Consider the following 23872-nt stretch of genomic DNA (forward strand, 5'->3'; position numbering starts at 1 on the left):
TGGCGCGTTTTTTCGGGGGGCGAGGCCGGCGCGCCAGCGTCGGCCTCGCCCCCCGAAAAAACGCGCCACCGTCGTCACAAGCCACCACCTCCCACCCGCTTCCCCCAACCCCAACCCGGGGGGCCGGGGGGCTGAGCCCCCCGGCGGGGCGTGGGGCAGCGCCCCACTCTTCGTCTTCATCTTCTGCCTACATCATCGCGCTTCACCTACCCCCGCGCCCGGCGCACGGTGACGGATTCGCCGCCGATGCCCCAGTTGTCGCACTCGACTTCGTCGATGATGACCACGGTGGTTTGCGGATTTTTGCCCATGACGTCACGCAGCAGGTTGGTCACGCCTTCGATGAGTTGGGCTTTTTGTTCGGCGGTGGCACCGTCGCGGGTGATCTTGATGTTGACGAAGGGCATGGGATTCTCCTTTTATGCGGCTGGGCCGAAGGTTTGCTCGACCAGGGTTGCGGCATCGGCCAGCCAGTCCCGGCGCTGGGCCGGGGTGCTGGTCACGATGGTTTCAAACATGCGGCGGCGCACGTCGGACACGCCGCACAGGCCAAAAATGCAGTCCTTCCAGATGCGCTCCAAGGGGTCGCCAAAAACGCTTTGTTCGCGTGCGGCGGCGGTGTTGGAGGTGTTGAGGACGACGGCTGCTTTGGCGGCGAGCAGGCCCCGGGGCACGCCTTCGCCGCCGTCGCCGGCAACGAATTCGTAGGCCACGCCCGGGCGCAGCACCCGGTCCACCCAACCGGTGAGCACAGCCGGGGGCATGCCCCACCAGTTGGGGTGGACAATGACAAACCCTTCGGCTGCGGCGGCTGCGGCGCAGTGCCGGGCCAGGGCATCATCCAAGGGCGCATCGCGGCCGAGTTCGGCAGCCGGGAGCCTGGGGTCGAAGCCCTCGGCATAGAGGTCGTAGCAGTGCACCTCGCGGCCAAGGCCGGACAGGGCATCGCAGGCGGCCCGGGCCAGGGCGTGGTTAAAGCTGCCGGGGTCGGGATGGGCCAGGATGACACAATAGGCCACGTCAGTCTCCTTTGCTTGACGGTGCATCGCCATCCTGGCGGTATTCCAGGATATCGCCGGGCTGGCAGGCCAAAAAGGCGCAGACGGCTTCCAGGGTCGAGAAGCGTATGGCCTTGGCCTTGCCGGTTTTGAGGATCGAGAGGTTTTGGGCAGTGATGCCCACGGCCTCGGCCAGTTCCTTGGAGCTGACTTTGCGCCGGGCCAACATGACGTCGAGATTGACAATAATTGCCATAACCGGCCTATACCGTCAGTGCCGCTTCTTCGTCCAGACGTCTGGCCTCGTCCATGACCCGGGCGAGAACCACAGCCAGCGTCGCAATGAAAAGCAGGGCCAGTTCGGTGGTGCCGATGCCCAGGGTGAGCATGTGGCGTCCCGGCGGATTGGCGGCGGTGACGGCCAGCCCGTGCAGCGGCGTAGAGAGAATTGCGCAGGCGGCCCAGACAAAAAGCGCCCTGGCCACGGACTGAAAGCAGGCCACGGTGGCCAGGGTGAAGATGCGCCCGGCCTTGTAGAGAGCAAAGAGGCGGCGCAGCCGCAGCAAGGTGACCATGAGCGCCACACCCGGCACCAGGGCGGCCAGGAAACACAGCAGGCGCACCCAGCCCGGCAGTTCGGGCGAGACAGCCAGTTCGGCGGCCTGGCGGGTCATGTCCGCCGGCAACAGGTTAAAGGCAGTCCAATAGACGGCAGTCAGCGGCACGACCGATACAGCCGCCACGAGGCAGATGATTTCGAGCAGCCGGCCCTGTCGCCGGATGCGTTCCAGGTTGTTCGTGGCTTCCATGATTGTTTTCCTCTTTTCTGTGTCCGCCGAAGCGGCGACAAACGGCGGGCGAAGTTGCCCAACTCTCTGGCTCACTGTCCGGACGAGGGATTGATAAACAAGCTAAAATTATTGTGCAACAATAATTTTAGCTTGTTTATCATTTCAAATCAGACAATCCCACCCGTTTTATGAAAAAAGCAAAAAATATCAGGCGCGCAGCCTGAGGGCCGGGTATCACCCTGGCCACGGAGGACGAATGACCACACAGACGCGAAAGGATTGGGAACGGCGGGTGTTGGCCGCCATGCAGGTGATGGAGGCAGGGCTTGACGGCGAACTGTCCCTGGCCGACATCGCGACGGCGGCCCATTTCTCGCCATACCACTTCCACCGGGTCTTTGCCGGCATGACCGGCGAGACGGTTGGCGCGTGCCTGCGCCGGCTGCGGTTGGAACGGGCGGCCCAACGCCTGTGCTACAGCGACCAGCCGGTGACGGACGTGGCGCTGGATGCGGGTTTCGACGCCCCGGAAGCCTTTACCCGCGCCTTTGCCCGCGTCTATTCGATGGCACCTTCAGCCTGGCGGCGCGCCTGCCTGGCCCGCAGCGGCCCGCCGGCCATTCCCACATGCCAACCCCTTATCCAGGAGGAGTTCATGACTATGGATTTGACCGTCACCATCAAGAAACTGCCGCCGTTCAAGGTGGCCTGCGTGCGCCATGTCGGTCCCTACGACCAGTGCGAGGGAGCCTGGGAAACGCTGTGCGCCCTGGCCGGGCCGCTGGGACTGTTCGGGCCGACGACCCAATTTATCGGCATCGGCCACGACTGTCCCCAGATCACGCCGCCGGAGAAAATCCGCTACGACGCCTGCCTGACCGTGCCGGACAGCTTTGCCGGCACGCCGGAACTGCCGGTGGCGGTCATCGGGGATCAGGAATACGCCAGCGCCGTGGTCAAGGGGCCGTACACCAACCTTGGCCCGGCCTATGCCTGGCTGGCCGGCGTCTGGGGACCGCAGTCTGGCCGGGAATTTGCCGCCGGGCCGAGCATGGAGTTCTATCTGACCGACCCCAAAACCACGCCGCCCGAAGACAACCTGACGGAAATCTACGTGGCGCTGGCCCCGGCCGGTTAGGAAAATGGACGGAGAAAAGAAGTAAGGGAAGAGAAAACAGCAGATGCCCCCGACGGCCGGGGGCATCTGCTGTTGGAGTCTATTCGGCCTCGGCCGTTTCGGCCAGGGCCTTTCGCGGGGCGCGGTTGGAGAAGGTGAAGCTGAACAGTTCCGGCGCACCCTCGGGGGCGGCGTCGATGACGACCTCGCCGCCCTTTTGCAGCTTGCCGAAGAGCATCTCCTGGGCCAGCGTGTCCTTGATCTCCACCTGGATGACCCGGGACAGCGGCCGCGCGCCGTAATCGGCGTCAAAGCCCTTCTCGGACAATTTGGCCGCCGCCAGCGGGGTCAGGCGCACGAACACGCGCTTTTCCGCCAACTGGGCATTGAGCTCGCGAATGTACTTGTGGACAATGCGGTCCATGACCTCGGGGGTCAGGGACTTAAAGCCGATGATGCCGTCCAGGCGATTGCGGAATTCCGGGCTAAACAGCCGTTCGATGGCCTTTAAGCCCTTGTCCGCCGCCTCGCCGGGCTTGCCAGCGCCAAACCCGATGCTCTTGGCCGACATCTCGCGCGCTCCGGCGTTGGTGGTCATAAGCAGGATCACGTGGCCAAAGTCTGCCTTGCGGCCGTTGTTGTCGGTGAGCGTGGCGTAGTCCATAACCTGCAGCAGGATGCTGAACATGTCGGGATGTGCCTTCTCGATTTCGTCAAGCAACAGCACCGAATACGGATGCTTGCGGATGGCGTCGGTGAGAAGCCCGCCCTGCTCGAAACCGACATAGCCCGGAGGCGAGCCGATGAGCCGGGCCACCGCATGCTTTTCCATGTATTCGCTCATGTCAAAGCGCACAAAGTTCACACCCAGCACCGCAGCGAGCTGCTTGGCCAGTTCGGTCTTGCCAACGCCCGTGGGTCCGGCCAGCAGGAACGATCCCGTCGGCTTGCCGCTATGGGCCAGCCCGGCCCGGGAGCGCAGGATGGCCTTGGCCATGGCGTCCACGGCCTCATTCTGGCCGAAGACGAGGCTCTTGAGTTCCCCTTCGAGGTTCTCCAGGCGCACCTTGTCCGAGGACGTGACCCGGGCGGCCGGAATCTTGGCCATGGTGGCCACGACCTTTTCCATTTCTGCCACGCCAATGGCCCCCTTGGCCTCGGTGCCGGCCAGCTTGCGCACGGCCCCGGCCTCGTCGATGACGTCAATGGCCTTGTCCGGCAGGAAGCGGTCGTTGATGTGGCGGGAAGAAAGCTCCACGGCCGAACGCAGGGCGGCAACCGTGTAGCGCACGCCGTGATGGTTCTCGTAGTGGCTGCGCAGCCCCTTTAAGATCTCCACCGCCTCTTCCACCGAAGGCTCGGCCACGTCGATCTTCTGGAACCGGCGCGACAGGGCGCGGTCCTTCTCGAAATGGTTCTTGTATTCTTCGTAGGTGGTGGACCCGATGCAGCGCATCTTCCCGGACCCAAGCACGGGCTTTAAGATGTTGGAGGCATCGAGCGTCCCGCCGCTGGTGGCACCGGCCCCGACGATGGTGTGGATTTCATCCACAAAGAGAATCGCTCCGGGCTTTTGCTCCAGTTCCGACAGCACGCTTTTCAGACGCTGCTCGAAATCGCCGCGGTACTTGGTGCCGGCCAAAAGGGCACCCATGTCCAGGGCGTAGATGAGCGTATCCCGAAAGCTCTCGGGCACTTCGTTTTTGGCGATGCGCAGGGCCAGCCCCTCGGCCAGAGCGGTCTTGCCAACGCCCGGATCGCCCACAAAGATGGGATTGTTCTTGCGGCGACGCAGCAGCACATGGATGGTGCGGGTCAGCTCCTGGTCGCGGCCGATCAGCGGATCGACCTCGCCCTTTTTGGCCTTGGCCACCAGTTCCACGGTGTACTGCTCAAGGGCCGAGCCGCCGGCCTTGCCGTCGCGCTGATCATCACCACTGCTGCCGGTCCCTTCGCTAGCCGCTTCCTTGCCGCCGCCGTGGGAGATGTACTCCAGCACGTCCAGGCGGGTGACGTTATGCGACTTCAGGTAATAGACTGCATAGGAATCTTCCTCGTCAAAGGTGGCGGCCAGCACGTCGCCGACTTCCACCTGATCCTTGCCCGAGGACTGCATCTGCATGATGGCCCGTTGCAGCACGCGCTGCACACCAAGGGTCTGCACCACTTCGGCGTTGGCATCCTGGGGCAGGGTTTCCATGTGATCGGTGAAAAAGCGTTCAAGCTGATGCTTGAGACGGACCACGTTGGCACCGCAGTGGACCAGGATATCCCGGCCGGTATCTTCCAGGAGCATGGCGTACAGCAGATGCTCCAGGGTGAGATACTCATGGTGGCGGCGCTTGACCTCTTTGACGGCGCTGGTCAACACCCGTTCAAGCTTTTTACTGAGCATTTAGACCTCTTCCATACTGCAACGCAGGGGATAGCCGTTTTCCTTGGCCAGACGGTGGACCAGCGAAACTTTGAGCTCGGCCACCTCGGCCGTATAGATGCCGCAAACCCCTACGCCAGTGTTATGGACGTTGAGCATGATCTGCGTGGCTTCATTTTCGTTTTTGCGAAACACGTTGACGAGCACAAGGATGACGAACTCCATGGTCGTGTAGTCGTCATTGTGCAGCATGACTTTGTACTGCCTGGGTTCGCGGACATCGTCTTCGACGGCAACGCCCAGGCCGGGCTGTTGCTCTTGCATGGGATGACTCATGAGCTTGTGCTAACCTCGTGCAACGGAGTAAGTCAGGCCCTTGGCCCGATTTCCCTACTTCGGGGATATATAAGTCATTGCGGCGGACTGTCGAGGGGGCGCAAGGCCGCGCCCAGCACCCCGGACTCCATGCTCTGGCCTACGGAAAAATGCGGCCACTGACAACTGCGTTGGCAGCAAGCTGAAATCGTTGGTGCTTTTTAGTGCGATCCAGCCAATTCGGCCAGGATGCTGCGACGTGTGTCGGGCGGGAAGACGAAGCTTGTCTGCGGGGGCAGATTGTGGGCGCGGCGGTACGCCTGATGCAATTCGTGGTAGGTCTCGGGCCGGGCCTGCTCCATGGCTAAGCCAAGCCGCGCGGCCAGTGCCGGGATGGCTGCGGCCGGGCCTTCGATCTCCAGGTAGCGGCCAAAGGGGAGTTCGTCGAGACAGACCAGGGTGTCTCCGACCTGCCAGGTTTCCCGGACTTTTTCGTAGCGCAGAAACGGCACATAGCCCAAGGCGGCGAATATGGCCTCCAGGGCCACGGCGTCGGCCACCTCGGTTTCGATCTCCCGACGGATTTTAAGCCCTGTGCGGCCTGCCGTCTCGGACGGGAGCTTGACCGTCACCTTACATCCGGCGTCGCGCCGGATGCGCAGCAGCACGTCGCTCCCCCGCAACGTGCCGGCCGCATCATCAAGGACCACGTTCTCCTCAAAGCAGCGCGCGCGCAACACACCGCCGGCAGCGGAGAGGGCCGGACGCACGGCGTCGAAATCCGCCACGACAAATTTGGTTTCGATCTCGTCAGCGATGGTCATGCGCACCCCCTTCTCCGGCCGAAGCCGGCCCGGTTGCCAGCCAACGCGGAATCCCTTGAAAAACTTTCCCCGATAAGGGGTGCCCGGTGGATGAACCCCCGGCCGCCGGAGAAATGGTGGTTCCCGTCAAGCCTGCCGTGCGGCCTTGCCCGCACCCACCCACCGTTGCGGCAACGCCGTTCCCCTTTAACCCCTTGCCTTCCAGGTGGGATTCCAAAGGGCTCAGCCCTTTGGCCGCCGGAGGCCTCTTCTGCCTTTTCTTTATTTCTCTTCCCTTATGCTAGCCGGTGCAGGCTCGGACCACTTCGTAGGCGATGGCACCAAGGGGCATGACCTTATCCACGCCACCGAGTTTGATGGCTTCCTGGGGCATGCCGAAGACCACGCACGACGCTTCGTCCTGGGCGATGGTGTAGGCCCCGACTTCGTGCATTTCCAGCATTCCGGCCGCGCCGTCGTCGCCCATGCCGGTCATGATGACGCCCACGACGTTTTTTCCGGCATAGCGGGCGGCGGAACGAAAGAGCACATCGACGCTGGGCCGGTGCCGGCGCACCAGCGGCCCGTCCTTGACCTCGACATAGTAGCGCGCGCCGCTGCGTTTGAGCAGCATGTGGCGGTTACCTGGCGCAATGAGCGCCTGCCCGCGCAGGATGGTATCGCCGTCGGCGGCTTCCTTGACCGTGATGCGGCAGATGCCGTCGAGGCGTTTGGCAAAGGCGGCGGTGAACTGTTCGGGCATGTGTTGGACAATGGTGATGCCAGGGCAGTCCTGGGGCATGGCTTCCAGGAATTCGCGCAGGGCCTCGGTGCCGCCGGTGGACGCGCCCACGGCCACGACCTTGTCGGTGGTCTGAAACATGGCTTTGCCGGTGGGGCCGGGCAGCATGGCGTCGGCGGACAGCTTGGGGGAGACCTTCATCGGCCCGGACGCAGCCAGCCGTTTGAGGCGCGCCCGGGCAGCGCCCTTGACCGCATCCACCACGCGGATGCGCGATTCTTCCAAAAACTGGCGGGTGCCGAGTTTGGGCTTGAGGATGACGTCCACTGCGCCGTATTCCATGGCCCGCAGCATGGTTTCCGAACCGGCTTCGGTGAGCGTGGAGCAGATGACCACGGGGATGGGATGCTGGGTCATGATTTTGCGTAAAAACGTCAGCCCGTCCATGCGCGGCATTTCGATGTCCAGGGTTATGACATCGGGGGTCTGCGTTTCCATACGCTTGACCGCAGCATAGGGGTCACCGGCAGAGCCGATGACTTCGATTTCCGGATCTGAGGCCAGGATATCGGTCAGGGTCTGGCGAACCAGGGCGGAGTCGTCCACCACCAGAACCTTGATTGTCTGCTTCACGCAAAACCTCGCAAACAGAATTCGTAAGTAGCGTTAAATCTTTCTATATACTGTCGGGGCGTGCTGGCGCAAGGGCAGGTCCATACCGGTGAGGCTTTCGGAGTGGCCGATGAATAAAAAACCGCCGGGCAGCAATTGGGTGCAGAATTTCTGGAGCAGCCGTTCCTGGGTGGCCCGGTCGAAATAGATCATGACATTGCGGCAAAAAATGGTGTCCAACGGTTCTGGGAAAGCGAAGGAATCCATAAAGTTGAGACGTCTGAAATCCACGAGGCGGCGGATGTCCGGCACCACCCGCACCAGACGCTTGGCGTGGTCCTTGCTGCGCAGAAAATAGCGGCGCTTGAAGTCCAGGGTCATCTTGCCCACGCGTTCCTCAGGATAGACGCCATTTTTGGCCATGGCCAGCACCCGGGTGGAAATATCCGTGGCCATGACGCCAAACCGAAAGCCCGGGGCACGCGCGGCGAATTCCGAGAGCACCATGCACAGGGTATAGGGTTCCTCGCCCGTGGAACACCCGGCGCTCCAGAGCCGAAAGGGCCGGCTCGTGCTGTATTGCTTGCGCCACAGCGGCAGGGTCTGCTCGGTCATGATCTCGAAATGGCGCGGCTCCCGGAAAAATTCCGTGGTATTGGTGGTGATGACATCAATAAGCTGGACGAGTTCGGCATCAAGTCCTTCGGGGCTGAAAAGGTATTCGTAGTAGTCGTGGTAACCGGCCTTGCCCAGTTGGCGCAGACGCTTTTGCAGCCGCGCTTCGACCATGACCTTTTTCGACGACGGCAGCTTGATGCCGACCTCGGTATGGATGAATTCACTCAGTCGTTTGAATTCCTTGTCGGTCATGGCGACAAGACCGGAAGTCCGGCCGGGAGGGGCGCTTGGGAGCATGGGAATCAGGCCTCACCGGCGTCGGGGCCGGCATCCCCCAGGGTCTGGGCCAGCCCGGCCAGTTCCATTGAGGTAAAAACCTTGTTGATATCGAGGATGATGATGAACTGGTCCCCGGTCTTGCCCATGCCCCGGATGAACTCGGCCCGGATGGGCGTCCCCATGCGCGGCGGCGGCTCGATCTGCCCGGTTTCCATTTCATAGACCTCCTGGACCGAATCGGCCAACGCCCCGAGCACCGTGCCCTCGCCGTCCAGGCAGACTTCCACGATGATGATGCAGGTATTGACCGTGCGCTCGGTGGCCCCCAGGCCAAACTTCATCTTGAGGTCCACCACCGGCACGGCCCGGCCGCGCAGATTGATCACACCGCGAATATAGTCGGGCGTACGGGGAACCCGGGTGATGTTGACAAGTTCGAGAACCTCGCGCACCGACGCAATGTCGAGGGCAAAGAACTCGCGTTCCAGGGTGAACGTCAGATACTGGTTGTCGTTGGTGGTTGCGGCCTCGGCCATATCTTCCTCCCGCCATCGCGGTATTGTCTCGTGTTGCGTAGGGGTTGCCAAAAAAAACACTGCGGTTTCGAGCTAGAGTGAAGGTGCGCCTTCAGTTCCAACAGCCCGTCGCACCAACGCGGCGACATCCAGAATCAGCGCCATGGAACCGTCGCCCCGAATGGTGGCACCGGAAAATTCCCCAATGTCCCGATAGAGCCGGCCCAGACTTTTGATGACGGTTTGGTGTTCGCCCACCACCCGGTCAACGGCAATGCCAATGCGTTCGCCGTCCGCCTTGACCACGACAACGGGTTCAATGACCGGGGCTGTGCCGGCAATGCCGAAAAGTTCGCGCAACCGCAGGACCGGTGCCACTTCACCGCGCAGATTGATGATGCGTCGTCGGCCCCCGTCAGCCTCCCGGGGCAGCTCCACGCATTCCTCGACCAGGGTAAGCGGCACGACGTAGTATTCCCCTTCCACCTGCACCTGCAAGCCGTCAATGATGGCCAGGGTGAGCGGCAACCGGACGCTGATGGACGTGCCAACTCCCGGTTCGGAGTCGATTTCCACACTGCCGCGCAGGGCATCGATGGCCCGTTTGACCACGTCCATGCCCACACCCCGCCCGGAGATGCTGGTAACGGCCTTGGCCGTGGAAAAGCCCGGCTGAAAGATAAGGGCGTAGAGTTCCTTGGCTGACAGGTCGGCTCCTGGCGCGATCAGCCCCCGGGCCTCGGCCTTGACCCGGATGGCGGCGGCATCGAGTCCCCCGCCGTCGTCAGCCACGGTGATGACCACCTCACCCCCGACATGGGCGGCGGTCAGGCTGATCCGGCCGATGATAGGCTTGCCGGCGGCGAGGCGGACTTCGGGCCGTTCGATGCCGTGGTCGATGCTGTTGCGCAGGAGATGGACCAGCGGATCGCCCAGGCGTTCGATGACTGTCTTGTCAAACTCGGTTTCCTCGCCGCTGGTCACAAGCTCGATATCCTTGCCAAGTTCAGCGGAAAGATCGCGGATGAGGCGGCGGAATTTGGCGAAGGTCGCCCCAATGGGCAGCATGCGGATGGACAGGGTGGAATCGCGCAGGCTGCCGCTTAAGCGTTCCAGGTGTTCGGCCAGGCTGCGCATGACGACGTCGCCCCGCTCTTCCACGGCCTGACGGATCTGGGCCTGGACAATGACCAGTTCGCCCACGAGATCGACCAGGAAATCGAGCTTGTCGGCGGCCACCCGAATGCTCGACGTCTTGTCCTGGCGCTCGGGTTTGGCCTGGCACAGATCGCGCACGGCGGCCTGCTCGGCCAGGGCCGAGGCCACCTGGGTCGGTTGCACCAGCCCCTGGCCGGTCAAAATGTCGCCGAGCCGCTTTTGCGAAGACAACGCCGCTTCCAGATCTCCGGCGGCAATATCCCCGCGTTCGACGAGAATCTGCCCAAGGCGTTTGTGGACCAGCTCGCCGTCAGCCGTGCTGCCGTCGTCGAGCAGATCAATGGCCAGATCGCAGCTGTCCTCGGCAAAGACGAAGATGTCGGCCACCGCCTCGCTGGTGGCTGCGGCGCGCAGGACGCAATCCCACCAGACGCAGCAGGACTCGGGGTCAAGCTCGGCCAGGGACGGGACGTTCTCGACATGGGGATAGAGCCGGCACTGGCCCAAGTCGATGACATCCGCAAGCAAATGCAGCGGGTTGTTGCCCGTGATCAGCATATCGGCGTGGGGCGTGATGCGCAGGCGGAAAATACGGGGCTGGTCAGTCCTGGCGTCTGCTGGCGCGTGGGCGTGCCTGTCCGCCCCGGCCTGGGTCTGATCGGCACCTGCCTCGACGTCTCCGGCATAGGCGCGAAAGCCGTCAAGAAGAAGGCGCCCCTGGGCGGCTACGGCACTATCCTGATCCGTTTTGGGTTCGAGCAAGGCCCGGATATGGTCGCAGGCGTGCAGCGACAGATCGAGCAACTGCCGGTTGACGGCGAGCTGTCCGTTTCGCACCCGGTCAAAGACGGTTTCAACATCGTGGGTAAACGCCGCAATGTCGTCAAACCCGAACATGGCCCCGGAGCCTTTGATGGTGTGCATGGCCCGAAAAATCTTGTGCAGCAGATCGGCGTCGTCGGGCGTGCGCTCCAACTCCAAAAGCGATGCCTCGAGATCGGCCAAGAGCTCCCGGGCCTCTTCCAGATAGGCCAAGCGATGGACATCGTCCTGGGATATCATACTCTGGCTGGCTCCTGTGCCCTCCGGGGCGTCATGGCCCTAGAACAACTCCACGTTATCCCCGAACTCGGCAGGCGCTTGCGCTGCCGCGAGGGACTCTCGCCGGGCCGGCTTGTTTTTCCGGGACAGTCCGAAGGCGGCTTCGTGCACATCCCGCTCGGCTTCCATGGTATAGCGGTCGTAAAGCTGGCGCAGCCGGGCACTGCGTCCCCTGCCGCCGCCGGGAACCAGTTTTTTCGACGCGGCGATCTGGCTTTCCAAGGCGCTGCGCAGGCTGGTCAGGCTGCGGCCGATTTCACGGTCAAAGGAAATGTCACGGGCCAGAACCTCGGCCCGGTCGCCCCAGATGACGCTGGCTTGGCGCAGGGAGGCAAAGAGATCCTCACAGCGTCGTGCCGTTTGGGCGGTTTCGCCCAGCACGGTATCCAGTTCCCCCACCACGCGCCACGCCTCGGCTTGGTCATTATACCGGCTGGCATTTTCCTGCAACCCGATAGAAGCATTGGAAATATCCCCAAGGATGCGGGCTACGGCATTGGTCTGGCTGCGCGCCTCGGCCGAGAGGCGCTGGATGGCCAGGGCCAAAACGCCCAGGGCCGCCCCGGCCTCGCCGGTATGGGCGGCCTTGATGCTGGCGTTGATGGCGATAAGCTCGATCTCCGTTCCCACCTCTTCAATCGCCTCAATGGCGCCGCCCATGCCGGAAATGGTCTCGACCACGGCATTCATGATGTCACCCAGGGCTTCACCCTGGGCGACAAAATCGCCAAGTTCGGTTTTGACCGTGGCCACGCCGGCCTCCAGCCTGGACAGGGGGGTCTGGGAAACGCCGTCGCCGGCAACGCCGGCAATGGCGTCGCCGATGCCGCGGATGCGTCCGGCCAGGGAGGTCAGGGAGCTGCGCAGGGTGTCGGCCGCTTCGGTAAAATGCGTATCCGCACTGGCGATTTGCGACGTTTGCAGGGTGAGCACGTCAGCCACGAAGGCCACGAGTTCCAGCAGGGCCTGGGGCGTGGCCCCGTCTGTGGTTTCGGTGTCGATCATGACTGCGGTTTCGTGCAGGGAATGCTCGGCATGCTCGATCTGCTGACGGACAATATCGTGGGATTGCATGGACTTGACAGCCTGCCCGATGTCATACGCGATCTCGGTGGCACTGCGGGACAGTTCCTGGGACACGGCGGCGGAACTTCCGGCCATGTCGCTTAACGCGGCAATGTTGGCCCCGAGTTGCCGGCCGATGACCTCGTGGCATTGTTCCTGGGTGTTGAGGATGTCCAGGTTGTGCTGCCGGGCCGACTGGACATGGCCGCGCAAGGTTTCGATGCGTGCGGCGATACCGGCGCAGTGGTCAACGATCTGGTGGGCCAGCTTTTCGACGTCATCAGCGAGGGTGGTAAAGCCCCGGCCGTCAGCCCCGAGACGGGCGCTTTCGATGCGGGTGGCGATGCCAAGCATACTTAAATGCTTAACAATTTTTGAAAAGGCAGACAGAATATTGGAAAGTTCGTCAACAATGCGGACCACGCCGTCAATTTCCACCAGGCTCTGATGGCCGGCGGCCCGGGCCTTGTCGTCGGTGAGGGACTTGAGTTCTTCGGACAAGTCGTTGAGCTTGGCGTGCATGTCCTGGGCTGCGGTGCAGTCAACCAACCCTTGGGCAGTGCCGGAAATGTCCTCACAACTCGATTGCAAGGCGTATAACGCCTCGCCAAGCTCCAGAAAATCCTGTTCGCGGGCTTTGACAACAACGGACAGCCCCTGCTCCGTTCCGCCAAGGGCCTGCCTGCATTGCCGCATAAGATCGCGGACGACAGTTGACTGAGTCGTATCGGCCATAGTCCCCATCCCTGCCGCATCGTCTGCAGCTTACGGGTCAAACGCCCGGACGATCCCTCCAGCACACAGGACGTTGGCTGTGCTGACGGTGTCCAAGCCTGGGCCTAGGCTACACGCTTACCGGGAAAAATCAAAATGTTCTTGCGCCGCAAACGACGCCGGCCAGACGCTGCCCGACCGTTAACGGCGACGGTTACGCAGGGCTTTTCGCAGCCAAAATCCCAGGGCGATCAGGGCGGCCAGGCCCAGAATAGCAAGTTCGGCGTTATGCACGTTGTCGATGACCCGGGTCAGCACGTTTTCCAGCAGGCTGCCGAAGACATAGCCCACCGAGGCAAAGGACACGGCCCAGATGGCCGCACCAATAGCATTTAATAAAAAAAACTTGAGAACCGTGATGTCCGCCGTGCCCAGGACAAACGGGGTCAGGTTGCGCAAACCGTAGAAAAACCGAAAGGACAGGATGAGCACTTCCTGGTACTTGCGCAGCATGGTATGGACCTTTTCGGCCCGATTCCGCCATTTCTCGCTGTTATTAAGCAGCTTTCGGCCATAATGACGGCCTATGAAAAAGGCGGTCTGGTCGCCGGCCAGGCTGCCGCAAAAAGCGACCAGGATGACCAGGCGCAGATCCAGATTGAAATCCGGCGACTGGGCCGCAAAGCCAGCCAGCAGCAGGATGGTCTCGCCCTCCAGGAAGGTTCCGACAAACAGCGCCAGATAGCCGTACTGCGCAATCAATTCCTTAAAGAATTCAATGGACATAGATCCTGCCTCAGCAAGGCTCCGCCTGTACCGGAGCGTAATGGAAACATGGCGAGAAGTATGCGGTTCCCCGTCGTCTGTCCACATTCTTTTGAAAAATTTCCCGGACCAGCCGCACCGTCCCCGGCATGCCTTGATAAGCCGCCGCGACTCTGGCACAAGGTTTAGCAACCTTATACCAAAAGCCGCCTATGACTTATTTAAACGACCTGATCGCCCAGAACGTCGTCGAGAGCCTGCCCGTGGGGCTGCTCATCGTCGACCACACCGGAGCCTTCGCCACGGTCAATCCGGCGGCCGCAACCATCCTGGGCTATACGCGGGAACAGTTGCTCGGCCGGGGCTGGGGCGATCTTTTTTTCGATAACGAGGCCAACACCCGCTTTAATCAAGTCGTTTTGGACGTGATCCAAAATGAACTGGTGGGCCTGTGCCGCGTGGTGCCATATGCCACACCGGCCGGAGCCCTGCTGGAACTGTCCATCACCAGCTCGTATCTGTCCGGCGACACGAATACGGCCGGGGTGGTGGTCATTGTGCACGACGTGACCGAGCTGTCGCGCATGCAGCGCCGTGAAACTGAGATACTCAAAGAGATAAACCGGATTCAGGAAGAAAAAATCCACGGTTTAAGCAAGCTGGCCGCTTCGGTGGCCCACCAGATCCGCAATCCGACGTTTGCCATCGGCGGTTTTGCCACCCGCCTGTCGCGCCAGATCACAGCCCTGGGCATCGTTTCGGACTACCCCGCCATCATCCTCGACGAGGCGAAGCGTCTGGAAAATATCGTGCGCACCGTGGGCCGGTTTGCCGCTCTGGGCTCTTTGCGCCTGGAACAGACGACCCTGGCCGCCGTGGCGGCCGAGGCCAGGGGACAGGCGGAAAGCCGGGCCACAGCCCTTGGCCGGGCCATCGTGTGGACAACCGACCTGCCCGACGCGACACTGGTGGCCGATGGCAAACTGCTGGCTGTGGCCCTGGTCGAACTGTTCCGCAACAGCCTGGAATTTTCCCGCACCGACGCCGTGGCCATCCGCCTCACCGCCGTCGTTGCCGGCCCCCGCCTGGAGCTTGTCATCGTTGACGACGGCCCCGGCGTCCCCCCGGCCGACGCCCCCCACATTTTCGATCCGTTTTATTCCTCGCGCTCCGACGGCTGCGGCATGGGTCTGGCCCTGGCCCAGGAAATCTGCATCGAGCACAACGGCCAGCTCACCCTGGACCGCGACTACAGCCCCGGGGCCAGGTTCACGCTGTCCCTGCCCCGCTTCCCCAGCCACTTGATGTCCCGGCTCGACGAGACCGCCGCCCCCCGGACCGGGCCTGGGGCGACTGCGGACCGGTAACGTCCCCGCCGGTCGAAAGGGCGGCCAGGGCCGCGTGGGCCGGAAACGGGCGACAGCCATAAGGCACCGCACCGTGTGGCACCGAAGCCATGGCGGCCACGTTGAGGGCCAGGGACGGCCGCACCCCCCTTGGCGACCTGGCCCCTCGCCTTGCCGGGCGACCCACTTTATGCTCCACCGGCCTGCACCCGGCCTTGTCCTCGGCCCATTTTCCGGCTATCCTGGCGACTTATTCGTGCACGCTTGCGCAAACACCTTTTCCTCCAAGGACACGCACACACCATTGCCTATGGAGATCGTGGTCAGCATCTCCGACATGAAGGTCACCAGCCGCGCCAAGGACGTGATCGTCACGCACGCCCTGGGTTCGTGTCTCGGCCTTGCCGCCTATGATCCCGTGGCCGGGGTGGCGGGGCTTATCCATTGCCTGCTCCCCCTGGCCAGAGACAGCAAGGCACCGCAAAAAAACCCGGCCATGTACGTCAATACCGGGGTTCCCCAGATGATGCGCGCCATGTTCGGACGCGGAGCAACCCGGGAAAACCTCATTCTCAAAGCCGCCGGCTGTGGCCGGATGATGCACATATCCAATCAGTTCGACACCGGGGCCAACAATTTCGCGGCGCTTCAAAAATTGTTGCAGGTCAATGAAATGCACCTTTCGGCCGAGGATGTTGGCGGCACCATTCCGCGTACCATGCGCCTTTTCGCGGACACGGGCCGGCTTGTGATCTCATCGTGCGGGAGGTCGTGGGAACTATGAGCCGACGCGAAGACATCATCGAGAAAGCCTCTGCCATCGCGCACATGCCCATGCCCGTGCAAAAGGTGCTGGCCTATATCGGCAACCCCGACGCCGATCTGCGCCAGTTGGCCAAGATCATCGCCTACGATCCGGGGCTGACGGTCAATGTCCTGCGCATGGCCAATTCGTCCTTTTTCGGGGGCGCAAACAAGGTTTCCACGGTCAAGGAAGCCCTCACGCGCCTGGGGCTCAACCGGGTCTACCAGTTGGTCATCGCTTCCGGCGTGGCCCCTTTCGCCCGGTATGAGATCAAAGGCTACGGCCTGCGTCCCGGCGAACTCCTGGAACATTCCGTGGCCGTGGCCGCGGCCTCGGAAACGCTGGCCCGGGAACTGGAAATCACCGCCCCGCCCCATACCTTCACGGCCGGCTTGCTCGTCAACATCGGCAAGACCGTCATGGGTTCGTTTCTGGAAGTGGACGCCGCCCCCATCCTGACCCTGGCCCACGAACGCCACATCCCCTTTGAGCAGGCCGAGGAATTGGTGCTGGGCATCAACCACGCCGAACTTGGGGCCATCCTCCTGGAACGGTGGGGCATCCCCACCCCCATCGTCAACGTGGTCCGCTACCGCCTGCGGCCCGACGACTGCCCCGAACCGGACATCGCCCTGGATCTCGTCCACGTCGGCGACGTCATCGCCAAAATGACCGGCATCGGCATGGGCATCGACGGCATGCAGTACGTCCCTTCCGAGGCCGTCTTCGCCCGCCTGGACCTGACACCCCAGCAAATGGAAAACGTCATGGCCGCCATCATGGAACAAATCGCCGAAGTCCGCGACATCCTCATGGACAACACGCTGTAGCAAAGCTTTTTATGACACGCTCCTCCCATTCACTGCGCACCCGGGATCTGGGCTACGCCCAGCGGGTCTGCGTGGCCAAGGCCGGCAAACTCATGATGCAGACCGGCCAGCTCACGCCCCGGGCCAGGGTCGGGCTGGCCGTATCCGGCGGCGTGGACAGCCTGGCCATGCTGGCCGTCATGGCCATCCGGCGACGCATCGTGCCGTTTCCCGTGGAGCTTTTGCTGCTCCACTTAAATCCCGGCTTCGACCCGCACAATCACCGCCCCCTGGTCGAACTGTGCGCCGGCCTTGGCATCCCCGCCCACATCGAGACGACGGATTTCGGCCCCAGGGCTTTTTCGGAAGAAAACAAGAAGAATTCCGCCTGCTTCTACTGCGCCTGGCTGCGGCGAAAGCGCCTGTTCGATCTGTGCGCGACCTATGGCCTGACGCATCTGGCCTTTGGCCACAACGCCGACGATCTGGCCGCCACCTTTATGCTCAACCTCTTCCAGAACGGCCGGGTGGACGGCCTGTCCAGCCGGGAATCCTTTTTCTCAGGCCGCCTCACCGTTATCCGCCCCCTGCTGCTCATCGACAAGCCCACCATTGTGCGGGCAGCCAAGGCCTGGGAGTTGCCGGTTTTTTCCAACCCCTGCCCCATGGCCGGCAAATCCATGCGCCATGAGGCCGAAACCTGGGTCCGTTCCATCTGCGCCGGCGACAAGCACCGCAACGTCAGCCTCCAGCACGCCCTGGGCCGCTGGCAGCTTGACCGGGACGCCTTGCCCGACTAGTCGCCGGGCAGGATCACCACGATGTTTAAAAACTACCAGCTCGTCATCTTCCGGGACCACCATGGGGCCTATCGCAAGCTGCGCTTTCGCGGCTGGCTGTTTGCCCTCATGCTCGTCGCCCTGGCCGGCCTTGTTGCCGGCAACATTTCCCTCGTCAAATATTATTATAATTATAAACAGATGGAACACGAACGGAGCGAGTGGGAGACCCAGGTTCAAGATCAAAACGCCCAGTTGCTGAGCCTGTCTGAAAAGATCAAGACCCTGGAAACGGATCTGACCCGCATCCGGGGCTTTGATGCCAAACTGCGCCAGATGGTCAACCTCGACCAGGAACCCCGCGACGTTGCACCGGGTGGCGAGGCCAAGGATTTCGACAAGAAGTACCTGCCGCTGTACCGCCAGGAGATGCTGACCCGAAAACTCCACCAGTTTTTGGCCGAACTGGGCAATACAGCCGCCCTGGAGCGGGTGCGCCAGCAGGAACTTCTCGCCCTGCTCGACGCCGCCGGCTCCCGGTTGGCCACCATGCCCACCACCTGGCCCGTGGCCGGCTGGATCGTCTCGCCTTTTGGCGAGCGCACCGCCCCCTTTACCGGCAAAAAAGAGTTCAATAAGGGCCTGGACATCGCCGCCCCCATCGGCACGCCGGTGACGGCTCCGGGGACCGGCCTCGTGACCTTTGCCGGCGAGACCGAAGACGGCGGCTTCGGTCTGGTCATCGACCATCAGGGCGGGCTGACCACCGCCTACAGCCATCTGCGCGACGTTACGGTGGCCAAAGGCCAAACCGTGTCCCGGGGGCAGATCATCGGCCATGTGGGCGACTCGGGCCAGACCCACGGACCCCACCTCCACTACGAAACGCGCCTGGGCGGGGCACCCGTCAATCCCATGCGCTACATCCTGGAGTAGCGGGCCGGCCCCTGGCTCGGCTCTTGCTAGTCCCCCCGCATGGAACTGTTCCAGTTCGATCCGGCCACGCTGTTCAGCTTCCTGCTGACCTTTATGCGCGTCAGCGTAGTGCTCTTCATGCTGCCCTTTTATGGGGCCGACCTCATACCGACCAGCATCAAGGGGGCCTTGTGCCTGATACTCGCCCTGGCCCTGTGGCCCAAGCTGGCCTTTCCCGGCACGGTCATGCCGGCAAACGCCTGGACGCTTGGGCTTATGTTTCTGGGCGAGGTGATTATCGGTCTTTTACTCGATATCCTGGTGCGGCTTTTATTCTCCGCCGCCCAAAGCGCCGGGGCCATCATGGGCTTTTCCATGGGCTTTTCCCTCATGAACAGCATCGACCCAGCCACCGGAGCCCAGGAATCCGGCCTCGGCCACCTCATGAGCCAGGTCACCACCATGCTTTTTTTGTGTTTAAACGGCCATTTGGTGCTGATTTCCTGTATGGCCCAGAGTTTCGAGCTGGTGCCGCCTGGAAGCCTGCTCATCAACCCCGCCCTGGGTGAACACCTCATCGCCTTTACGGGCCAGATGTTTGTCATGGCGCTCAAAATCTCCGCCCCGATCCTGGCCTCGATCTTTTTGGTCGATCTGGCCCTGGCCCTGATCGCCCGGGCGGCACCGCAGATGAACGTGCTGTTTATCGGATTTCCCTTAAAGATCAGCGTGGGATTTCTGTTTATGACCTTGGTGTTTTCGGCCCTGGCCCTGACCATCGACCAGTTTTTAGGCGAACTTGAGCCGATGTATCGGCTGGTGCTCAAAGCCTCGGGCTAGCGCTGCCTTCCTGAACACGACGAGAACCTGTTTGCGGGAGCTGCGATTTGGCCAAAGATCCGAGTAAAACAGAAAAAGCCACCGACAAACGGCGTACCAAAGCGCGTGAAAAAGGGTCGGTGGCGCGCAGCCAGGAACTGCCCAAACTGACCGTGCTTATGGCCGGGCTTTTCACCATTCGCTATACGCTCGACAACATCTATGAGGAAATGCGTGAAATATTTCAGATGTTTCTCGGCCAGCAAGTGGCCTTTACACCCACGACCGACGAAGTAACGGGCCTTATGTGGGCCATGTCAGCCAAACTGGCCATCATGCTTTTGCCCATACTGCTGCTCATGGCCATAACCGCCTACATCACCCAGCGCTGGCAAGTGGGCGAACTGTGGAGTTCAAAAGTCTTTGACCCGGATTTCAGCAACATCATAAACCCCATGGCCGGCCTCCAACGCCTGCTCATCAACCCGCGCACCCTGGTCCAGCTCGGCAAGCAGGTGGGCATGGCCTTTGCCATTGGGTTGGTGCCGTATCTTATTTTAAAAAATAGATTCAATGAGTTTCTGCCCCTTTTTTACCAGACCACCGAAACCATTGCCGCCTTCCTGCTGAGCAACGGCTATGACATGGTGCTCTACACCCTGGGTCCGCTGCTCGTAATCGTTATTTTGGACATCTGGTACACCCGATGGGACTATGAAGAAAATTTGAAAATGACCAAGGATGAAGTCAAGGACGAGCAGAAACAATCGCTTGGCGACCCGGCAATCAAGCAGAAGCAAAAACAGAAGATGATGGAAGTCATGCAACGCCGCATGCTCCAGGATGTCCCCAAAGCAGATGTCATCATCACCAACCCAACCCATATTGCCTGCGCCCTGCGCTACAATCCGACCGAATCGCCGGCCCCCATGCTGTTGGCCAAGGGAGGCGATTTTATGGCCGAAAAAATCAAGGACATTGCCCGGGAACACAACGTGCCCATCCGCGAGAACAAGCCTCTGGCACAGGCTTTGTATAAGAGCGTGGAGATTGGCCAGGTGATCCCCGAGGATCTCTACCAGGCGGTGGCCTCAATCCTGGCCCAACTCGACAAGTTCCGGCGTTTTTCCCGTCCCCGTTAGCGCGGCCGGGATAGCAAAAAGGGTGTCAAAATCATGGCGAAAACAGCCAACGAAACGATCCAGTTCAACTATGAACGGTTCACCCGCCAGGGCGACCTCATGCTGGCGGCTGGCGTCGTGGTCATCCTGTTCGTCATGCTGGTGCCGGTACCGCCGCTCTTTATCGACCTCATGCTCACCTTTTCCATCTCCATCAGCCTGGTGATCCTGGTCACGAGCATGTTCATGGGTTCGCCCCTGGAATTCTCCATCTATCCGACCTTGCTGCTGGTCACCACCTTGCTGCGCCTGTCCATGAACGTGGCCTCCACCCGTCTGATCCTGCTCCACGGCGACGAAGGGCCGGCGGCGGCGGGACACGTCATCCAGGCCTTTGGCCAGTTCGTGGTCGGCGGCAACTACGTGGTCGGCTGCGTCATCTTTCTGGTTCTTTTCGCCATCAACAAAAAGGTCATCGTGGCCGGTACCACCCGTATCGCCGAAGTGGCCGCCCGCTTTACCCTCGACGCCATGCCGGGCAAGCAGATGGCCATTGAAGCCGACCTGAACGCCGGTATCATCAATGAAAAGCAAGCCACCGAGCGCCGCGAGACCATTCGGAAGGAAGCCGATTTTTACGGTGCCATGGACGGTGCCGGCAAGTTCGTCTCCGGAGACGTCTCCGCCACCATCATCATCACCGCCATCAACATTTTCGGCGGCTTTTTCATCGGTGTGCTGCAAAAGGGCATGAACTGGAAGGATGCCGCCCAGACCTACACCCTTTTAACCATCGGCGACGGTCTGGTCTCCATCATCCCGTCCATCATCATCTCCACCTCTGCCGGCCTGATCGTGTCCCGGGCCGCCGCCGAGGCCAAGATGGGCGAGGAATTCCTGGCCCAGCTGACCTTCCATCCCAGAGCCCTGCGCCTGGTCTCCGGCATGCTGCTCATCTTCGGTCTGGTCCCGGGCCTGCCGACCCTGCCCTTTATCACCATGGCCGGCCTGCTCTTCTTCGTGGCCAAGCTCTCGGGCCAGCAGCAGGATATGCTCAAGACCACGGCCGCCGAAAAAGAAAAAGCGCCGGCCCCGGAACTGGAAACCCCGGAAGAAGTGCAGGCCCTGCTGCCGCTGGACGCCCTGGAACTCGAAGTCGGCTACGGGCTGATCCCGCTGGTGGACGAGGAACAAAACGGCAACCTGCTGGCGCGTATCCGCTCCATCCGCCGCCAGTTCGCCCTGGACATGGGCGTGGTCATCCCCTCGCTGCATCTGCGCGACAATCTGCAACTGCGCCCGGGCCAGTACGTGGTGCTGATCAAAGGCAACGAAGTGGCCTCGGCCGAAATACTCATCGACCACTACCTGGCCATGGACCCCGGCGACGCCAAGCACCGCATCCAGGGCGTGGAAACTCGCGAACCGGCCTTTAATCTGCCCGCCTTGTGGGTGCCGGAAATGCAAAAGGACGAGGCCATGCTGGCCGGCTACACCGTGGTCGATCCGGCGACCGTCATCGCCACCCACTTGACCGAAGTCTTTAAGCGCCACCTGCACGAATTTCTCGGCCGCCAGGAAGTGCAGACCCTGCTCGAAAATCTGTCCAAGCGCGCGCCCAAGGCCGTGGAAGAACTCGTCCCGGGAGCCATGAACCTTGGCGGCGTCCAGAAGGTGCTGCAAAATCTCGTGCGCGAGGGCGTATCCATCCGCGATCTGCTCACCGTGGCCGAAACCATGGCCGACTACGCCATCACGGTCAAAGACCCGGATCAGTTGACGGAATACGTCCGGTCCCGCATGGGCCGCACCATCGTCAAACCCTATCTGACCGGCGAAGGGGCCCTGCCCATCTTGACGCTCGCCCCCAAGGTCGAAGGTGCCATCCAGGAAAGCGTGCGCCAGACCGACCACGGCGCCTATCTGGCCATGGAGCCGGGCCTGGCCCAGCGCATTATCCAGGCCATCCAGGCGGCCATGGACAAGGCCATGCTGGGCGAAGGGCAGCCCGTCCTTTTGACCTCGCCGCTGGTGCGCCCCCATCTGGCCCAGCTGCTCTCCCGGTTCATCCCCAACCTGCCGGTGATCTCCCAGGCCGAGATTCCGGCCGAGATCAAGCTGCAATCCCTTGCCAACATAGGACTGACCAATGCGGGTTAAGACCTTTCGCGGCGAGAACATGGCCGCCGCCCTGACGCTTATCCGCCAGGAACTGGGCAAGGACGCCGTTATACTTGGCACCCAGACCGTGCGCGAAGACGGGCGCGCGATGTGCGAGGTCATGGCCGCCCTGGAACATCCCGGCCAGATGCCGGCATCCCGCCCAACGGTCCGCCCGGCCGGCAACAACGCGGCATCAGTTAAAGCGGGCAATGGCGGCAACGGCACGTCACCCGGGACGGCCCGCAGCACCGCCGTCCCGACGGGCAAGCCGGAACAAGCTGACTGGAATCGGGAATGGTGCGAAATAAAAGGCCATCTCCTGGCGCTTATGCGCCCGCGCATGGATCTGGCCGCCCTGTCGCCGCGCCAGCGTCTGGCCCTGGAATATTTGGAACGCGAAGGCGTGGATGAGGCCTCGGTCCTGGCCATCTACCGCTCCATTGTCGAGCGCGGCGAGGAGACCGTCATCCCGGCCCTGTCCCGCATCGTGGCCGTCAAACCCCTGACGCCGGCGGCCTGGCCGAATACGGCCCACATGTTTCTCGGCCCAAGCGGCGTGGGCAAGACCACCATCCTGCTGCGTCTGGCGCTGGAGGCCAAACGCCGCCTGTCCGGGGGACGGGTGGTGGTGGTCAATGCCGATGCCGGCCGGGGCAAAGGGCGTCTCATGCTGCGCCATTACACCGAATTGTCCGGCCTGACCTACGCCGAGATCGACGGGCCTGAGGATTTCGCCCGCATTTTGGACGGTGCGGCGGCCGGCGACGCCGTGTTTGTGGACACGCCAAGCCTTGGCCGCGAAGGGACGCTCTCGGCCTGGCATACCGAAATGGGGCTGGCCGGCCGCACGGGGCTGGCAGCCCATCTGGTGCTGTCGCCCCTGTATTCCAATATCCAGGCCGACCACTATCTGCGGGTTGGACGCTGCGAACATCTGGCCAGCCTCATCTGGACGAAGCTTGATGAAGCCTGTAATTATGGTAGCCTTGTCAATATGGCGCACGCCTCATCCCTGCCCATCTCGGCCCTGACCTACGGTCCGGACCTCACGGGCGGCATGGCCGCGGCCTCGGGCAAGGCGGTGTGGAAATTATTGTTCAAACACCAGCTGCCCGGCGATTATCCCGATGCCGACGCCGGCGCCTAAG

23 protein-coding genes are annotated in these 23872 nt (G+C 62.1%); 10 read left to right on the forward strand and 13 right to left on the reverse strand.

Translation table 11 applies throughout. The features are described from left to right. Positions 1 to 206 precede the first annotated feature (206 nt). From GTA51_RS13865 to GTA51_RS13880, 4 genes are read right to left on the reverse strand one after another with little or no spacing between them, the layout of a single operon-like run. On the reverse strand, positions 207 to 407 hold the full coding sequence (locus tag GTA51_RS13865) for a 2-hydroxymuconate tautomerase family protein (RefSeq protein ID WP_160962024.1): 201 nt from the start codon (positions 405 to 407) through the stop codon (positions 207 to 209). A 12-nt stretch (positions 408 to 419) separates the two neighbouring features. Next, positions 420 to 1019, reverse strand: a complete 600-nt coding sequence (locus GTA51_RS13870; RefSeq protein WP_160962026.1) for an NAD(P)H-dependent oxidoreductase — start codon at positions 1017 to 1019, stop codon at positions 420 to 422. A gap of 1 nt (position 1020) precedes the next feature. Further along, positions 1021 to 1254, reverse strand: coding sequence for a helix-turn-helix domain-containing protein (locus GTA51_RS13875; RefSeq protein WP_160962028.1), 234 nt, complete (start codon positions 1252 to 1254; stop codon positions 1021 to 1023). A 7-nt stretch (positions 1255 to 1261) separates the two neighbouring features. Beyond that, positions 1262 to 1807, reverse strand: a complete 546-nt coding sequence (locus GTA51_RS13880) for a DUF2975 domain-containing protein (protein ID WP_160962030.1) — start codon at positions 1805 to 1807, stop codon at positions 1262 to 1264. Between the two features lie 238 nt (positions 1808 to 2045). Here GTA51_RS13880 and GTA51_RS13885 point away from each other — a divergent pair, with 238 nt between their 5' ends. Continuing rightward, positions 2046 to 2927, forward strand: coding sequence for an AraC family transcriptional regulator (locus tag GTA51_RS13885; protein WP_160962032.1), 882 nt, complete (start codon positions 2046 to 2048; stop codon positions 2925 to 2927). Positions 2928 to 3006: 79 nt separating this feature from the next. Here GTA51_RS13885 and clpA read toward each other — a convergent pair whose 3' ends face one another. From clpA to GTA51_RS13930, 9 genes are all read right to left on the reverse strand, one after another. After that, entirely contained in the window at positions 3007 to 5301 is a 2295-nt protein-coding gene (gene clpA, locus GTA51_RS13890; protein ID WP_160962034.1) for an ATP-dependent Clp protease ATP-binding subunit ClpA, read from the reverse strand. After that, complete coding sequence (gene clpS, locus GTA51_RS13895) at positions 5302 to 5604, reverse strand: ATP-dependent Clp protease adapter ClpS (RefSeq protein WP_160962036.1); 303 nt, start codon at positions 5602 to 5604, stop codon at positions 5302 to 5304. It abuts the gene before it with no gap. Between the two features lie 212 nt (positions 5605 to 5816). After that, positions 5817 to 6419: a class IV adenylate cyclase gene (locus GTA51_RS13900; RefSeq protein ID WP_160962038.1), complete on the reverse strand. Its 603-nt coding sequence runs from the start codon at positions 6417 to 6419 to the stop codon at positions 5817 to 5819. Between the two features lie 280 nt (positions 6420 to 6699). Continuing rightward, on the reverse strand, positions 6700 to 7773 hold the full coding sequence (locus GTA51_RS13905) for a chemotaxis-specific protein-glutamate methyltransferase CheB (protein ID WP_160962040.1): 1074 nt from the start codon (positions 7771 to 7773) through the stop codon (positions 6700 to 6702). Positions 7774 to 7806: 33 nt separating this feature from the next. Beyond that, complete coding sequence (locus tag GTA51_RS13910) at positions 7807 to 8667, reverse strand: CheR family methyltransferase (RefSeq protein ID WP_160962042.1); 861 nt, start codon at positions 8665 to 8667, stop codon at positions 7807 to 7809. A 5-nt stretch (positions 8668 to 8672) separates the two neighbouring features. Then, on the reverse strand, positions 8673 to 9185 hold the full coding sequence (locus tag GTA51_RS13915) for a chemotaxis protein CheW (RefSeq protein ID WP_160962044.1): 513 nt from the start codon (positions 9183 to 9185) through the stop codon (positions 8673 to 8675). A 72-nt stretch (positions 9186 to 9257) separates the two neighbouring features. Then, the gene (locus tag GTA51_RS13920; protein ID WP_160962046.1) at positions 9258 to 11384 is read right to left on the reverse strand and encodes a chemotaxis protein CheA; all 2127 of its coding nucleotides are present in this window, start codon (positions 11382 to 11384) and stop codon (positions 9258 to 9260) included. A gap of 39 nt (positions 11385 to 11423) precedes the next feature. Continuing rightward, complete coding sequence (locus GTA51_RS13925) at positions 11424 to 13223, reverse strand: methyl-accepting chemotaxis protein (RefSeq protein ID WP_246198140.1); 1800 nt, start codon at positions 13221 to 13223, stop codon at positions 11424 to 11426. Positions 13224 to 13403: 180 nt separating this feature from the next. Then, entirely contained in the window at positions 13404 to 13988 is a 585-nt protein-coding gene (locus GTA51_RS13930; RefSeq protein ID WP_160962050.1) for a DedA family protein, read from the reverse strand. A 191-nt stretch (positions 13989 to 14179) separates the two neighbouring features. Between GTA51_RS13930 and GTA51_RS13935 the strand changes: the two genes are divergently transcribed. The 9 genes from GTA51_RS13935 (at position 14180) to GTA51_RS13975 (ending at position 23871) form a co-directional block, all read left to right on the forward strand. After that, the gene (locus GTA51_RS13935) at positions 14180 to 15334 is read left to right on the forward strand and encodes a two-component system sensor histidine kinase NtrB (protein WP_160962052.1); all 1155 of its coding nucleotides are present in this window, start codon (positions 14180 to 14182) and stop codon (positions 15332 to 15334) included. 289 nt (positions 15335 to 15623) lie between these two features. Further along, the gene (locus tag GTA51_RS13940) at positions 15624 to 16097 is read left to right on the forward strand and encodes a chemotaxis protein CheD (protein ID WP_160962106.1); all 474 of its coding nucleotides are present in this window, start codon (positions 15624 to 15626) and stop codon (positions 16095 to 16097) included. Further along, entirely contained in the window at positions 16094 to 16948 is an 855-nt protein-coding gene (locus tag GTA51_RS13945; protein WP_160962054.1) for an HDOD domain-containing protein, read from the forward strand. Before GTA51_RS13940 ends, GTA51_RS13945 begins: the two co-directional genes overlap by 4 nt. A gap of 11 nt (positions 16949 to 16959) precedes the next feature. Beyond that, positions 16960 to 17727: a tRNA lysidine(34) synthetase gene (locus GTA51_RS13950; RefSeq protein WP_160962056.1), complete on the forward strand. Its 768-nt coding sequence runs from the start codon at positions 16960 to 16962 to the stop codon at positions 17725 to 17727. Positions 17728 to 17748: 21 nt separating this feature from the next. Continuing rightward, positions 17749 to 18642, forward strand: a complete 894-nt coding sequence (locus GTA51_RS13955; RefSeq protein ID WP_160962058.1) for a M23 family metallopeptidase — start codon at positions 17749 to 17751, stop codon at positions 18640 to 18642. Positions 18643 to 18681: 39 nt separating this feature from the next. Beyond that, positions 18682 to 19461 carry a flagellar biosynthetic protein FliR gene (gene fliR / locus GTA51_RS13960; RefSeq protein ID WP_160962060.1) on the forward strand — a complete coding sequence of 260 codons (780 nt, stop codon included), beginning with the start codon at positions 18682 to 18684 and terminating at the stop codon, positions 19459 to 19461. Positions 19462 to 19508: 47 nt separating this feature from the next. Continuing rightward, positions 19509 to 20582, forward strand: a complete 1074-nt coding sequence (gene flhB, locus GTA51_RS13965; RefSeq protein ID WP_160962062.1) for a flagellar biosynthesis protein FlhB — start codon at positions 19509 to 19511, stop codon at positions 20580 to 20582. A 33-nt stretch (positions 20583 to 20615) separates the two neighbouring features. After that, positions 20616 to 22721, forward strand: a complete 2106-nt coding sequence (gene flhA / locus GTA51_RS13970; RefSeq protein WP_160962064.1) for a flagellar biosynthesis protein FlhA — start codon at positions 20616 to 20618, stop codon at positions 22719 to 22721. Next, positions 22711 to 23871 carry a flagellar biosynthesis protein FlhF gene (locus GTA51_RS13975; protein WP_160962066.1) on the forward strand — a complete coding sequence of 387 codons (1161 nt, stop codon included), beginning with the start codon at positions 22711 to 22713 and terminating at the stop codon, positions 23869 to 23871. The genes flhA and GTA51_RS13975 overlap by 11 nt, the downstream gene beginning before the upstream one ends. Position 23872 lies beyond the last annotated feature (1 nt).

It is taken from the genome of Solidesulfovibrio aerotolerans (assembly GCF_009856865.1).
Taxonomy (GTDB): Bacteria; Desulfobacterota; Desulfovibrionia; order Desulfovibrionales; family Desulfovibrionaceae; genus Solidesulfovibrio; species Solidesulfovibrio aerotolerans.

What these genes read in the sequence shown, in the direction of transcription:
- GTA51_RS13865 (WP_160962024.1), bottom strand. Translation starts at nt 407, where the DNA reads ATGCCCTTCGTCAACATCAAGATCACCCGCGACGGTGCCACCGCCGAA.
- GTA51_RS13875 (WP_160962028.1), bottom strand. Translation starts at nt 1,254, where the DNA reads ATGGCAATTATTGTCAATCTCGACGTCATGTTGGCCCGGCGCAAAGTC.
- GTA51_RS13880 (WP_160962030.1), bottom strand. Translation starts at nt 1,807, where the DNA reads ATGGAAGCCACGAACAACCTGGAACGCATCCGGCGACAGGGCCGGCTG.
- GTA51_RS13885 (WP_160962032.1), top strand. Translation starts at nt 2,046, where the DNA reads ATGACCACACAGACGCGAAAGGATTGGGAACGGCGGGTGTTGGCCGCC.
- clpA (WP_160962034.1), bottom strand. Translation starts at nt 5,301, where the DNA reads ATGCTCAGTAAAAAGCTTGAACGGGTGTTGACCAGCGCCGTCAAAGAG.
- clpS (WP_160962036.1), bottom strand. Translation starts at nt 5,604, where the DNA reads ATGCAAGAGCAACAGCCCGGCCTGGGCGTTGCCGTCGAAGACGATGTC.
- GTA51_RS13900 (WP_160962038.1), bottom strand. Translation starts at nt 6,419, where the DNA reads ATGACCATCGCTGACGAGATCGAAACCAAATTTGTCGTGGCGGATTTC.
- GTA51_RS13910 (WP_160962042.1), bottom strand. Translation starts at nt 8,667, where the DNA reads ATGCTCCCAAGCGCCCCTCCCGGCCGGACTTCCGGTCTTGTCGCCATG.
- GTA51_RS13915 (WP_160962044.1), bottom strand. Translation starts at nt 9,185, where the DNA reads ATGGCCGAGGCCGCAACCACCAACGACAACCAGTATCTGACGTTCACC.
- GTA51_RS13920 (WP_160962046.1), bottom strand. Translation starts at nt 11,384, where the DNA reads ATGATATCCCAGGACGATGTCCATCGCTTGGCCTATCTGGAAGAGGCC.
- GTA51_RS13925 (WP_246198140.1), bottom strand. Translation starts at nt 13,223, where the DNA reads ATGGCCGATACGACTCAGTCAACTGTCGTCCGCGATCTTATGCGGCAA.
- GTA51_RS13930 (WP_160962050.1), bottom strand. Translation starts at nt 13,988, where the DNA reads ATGTCCATTGAATTCTTTAAGGAATTGATTGCGCAGTACGGCTATCTG.
- GTA51_RS13935 (WP_160962052.1), top strand. Translation starts at nt 14,180, where the DNA reads ATGACTTATTTAAACGACCTGATCGCCCAGAACGTCGTCGAGAGCCTG.
- GTA51_RS13940 (WP_160962106.1), top strand. Translation starts at nt 15,624, where the DNA reads ATGGAGATCGTGGTCAGCATCTCCGACATGAAGGTCACCAGCCGCGCC.
- GTA51_RS13945 (WP_160962054.1), top strand. Translation starts at nt 16,094, where the DNA reads ATGAGCCGACGCGAAGACATCATCGAGAAAGCCTCTGCCATCGCGCAC.
- GTA51_RS13950 (WP_160962056.1), top strand. Translation starts at nt 16,960, where the DNA reads ATGACACGCTCCTCCCATTCACTGCGCACCCGGGATCTGGGCTACGCC.
- GTA51_RS13955 (WP_160962058.1), top strand. Translation starts at nt 17,749, where the DNA reads ATGTTTAAAAACTACCAGCTCGTCATCTTCCGGGACCACCATGGGGCC.
- fliR (WP_160962060.1), top strand. Translation starts at nt 18,682, where the DNA reads ATGGAACTGTTCCAGTTCGATCCGGCCACGCTGTTCAGCTTCCTGCTG.
- flhA (WP_160962064.1), top strand. Translation starts at nt 20,616, where the DNA reads ATGGCGAAAACAGCCAACGAAACGATCCAGTTCAACTATGAACGGTTC.
- GTA51_RS13975 (WP_160962066.1), top strand. Translation starts at nt 22,711, where the DNA reads ATGCGGGTTAAGACCTTTCGCGGCGAGAACATGGCCGCCGCCCTGACG.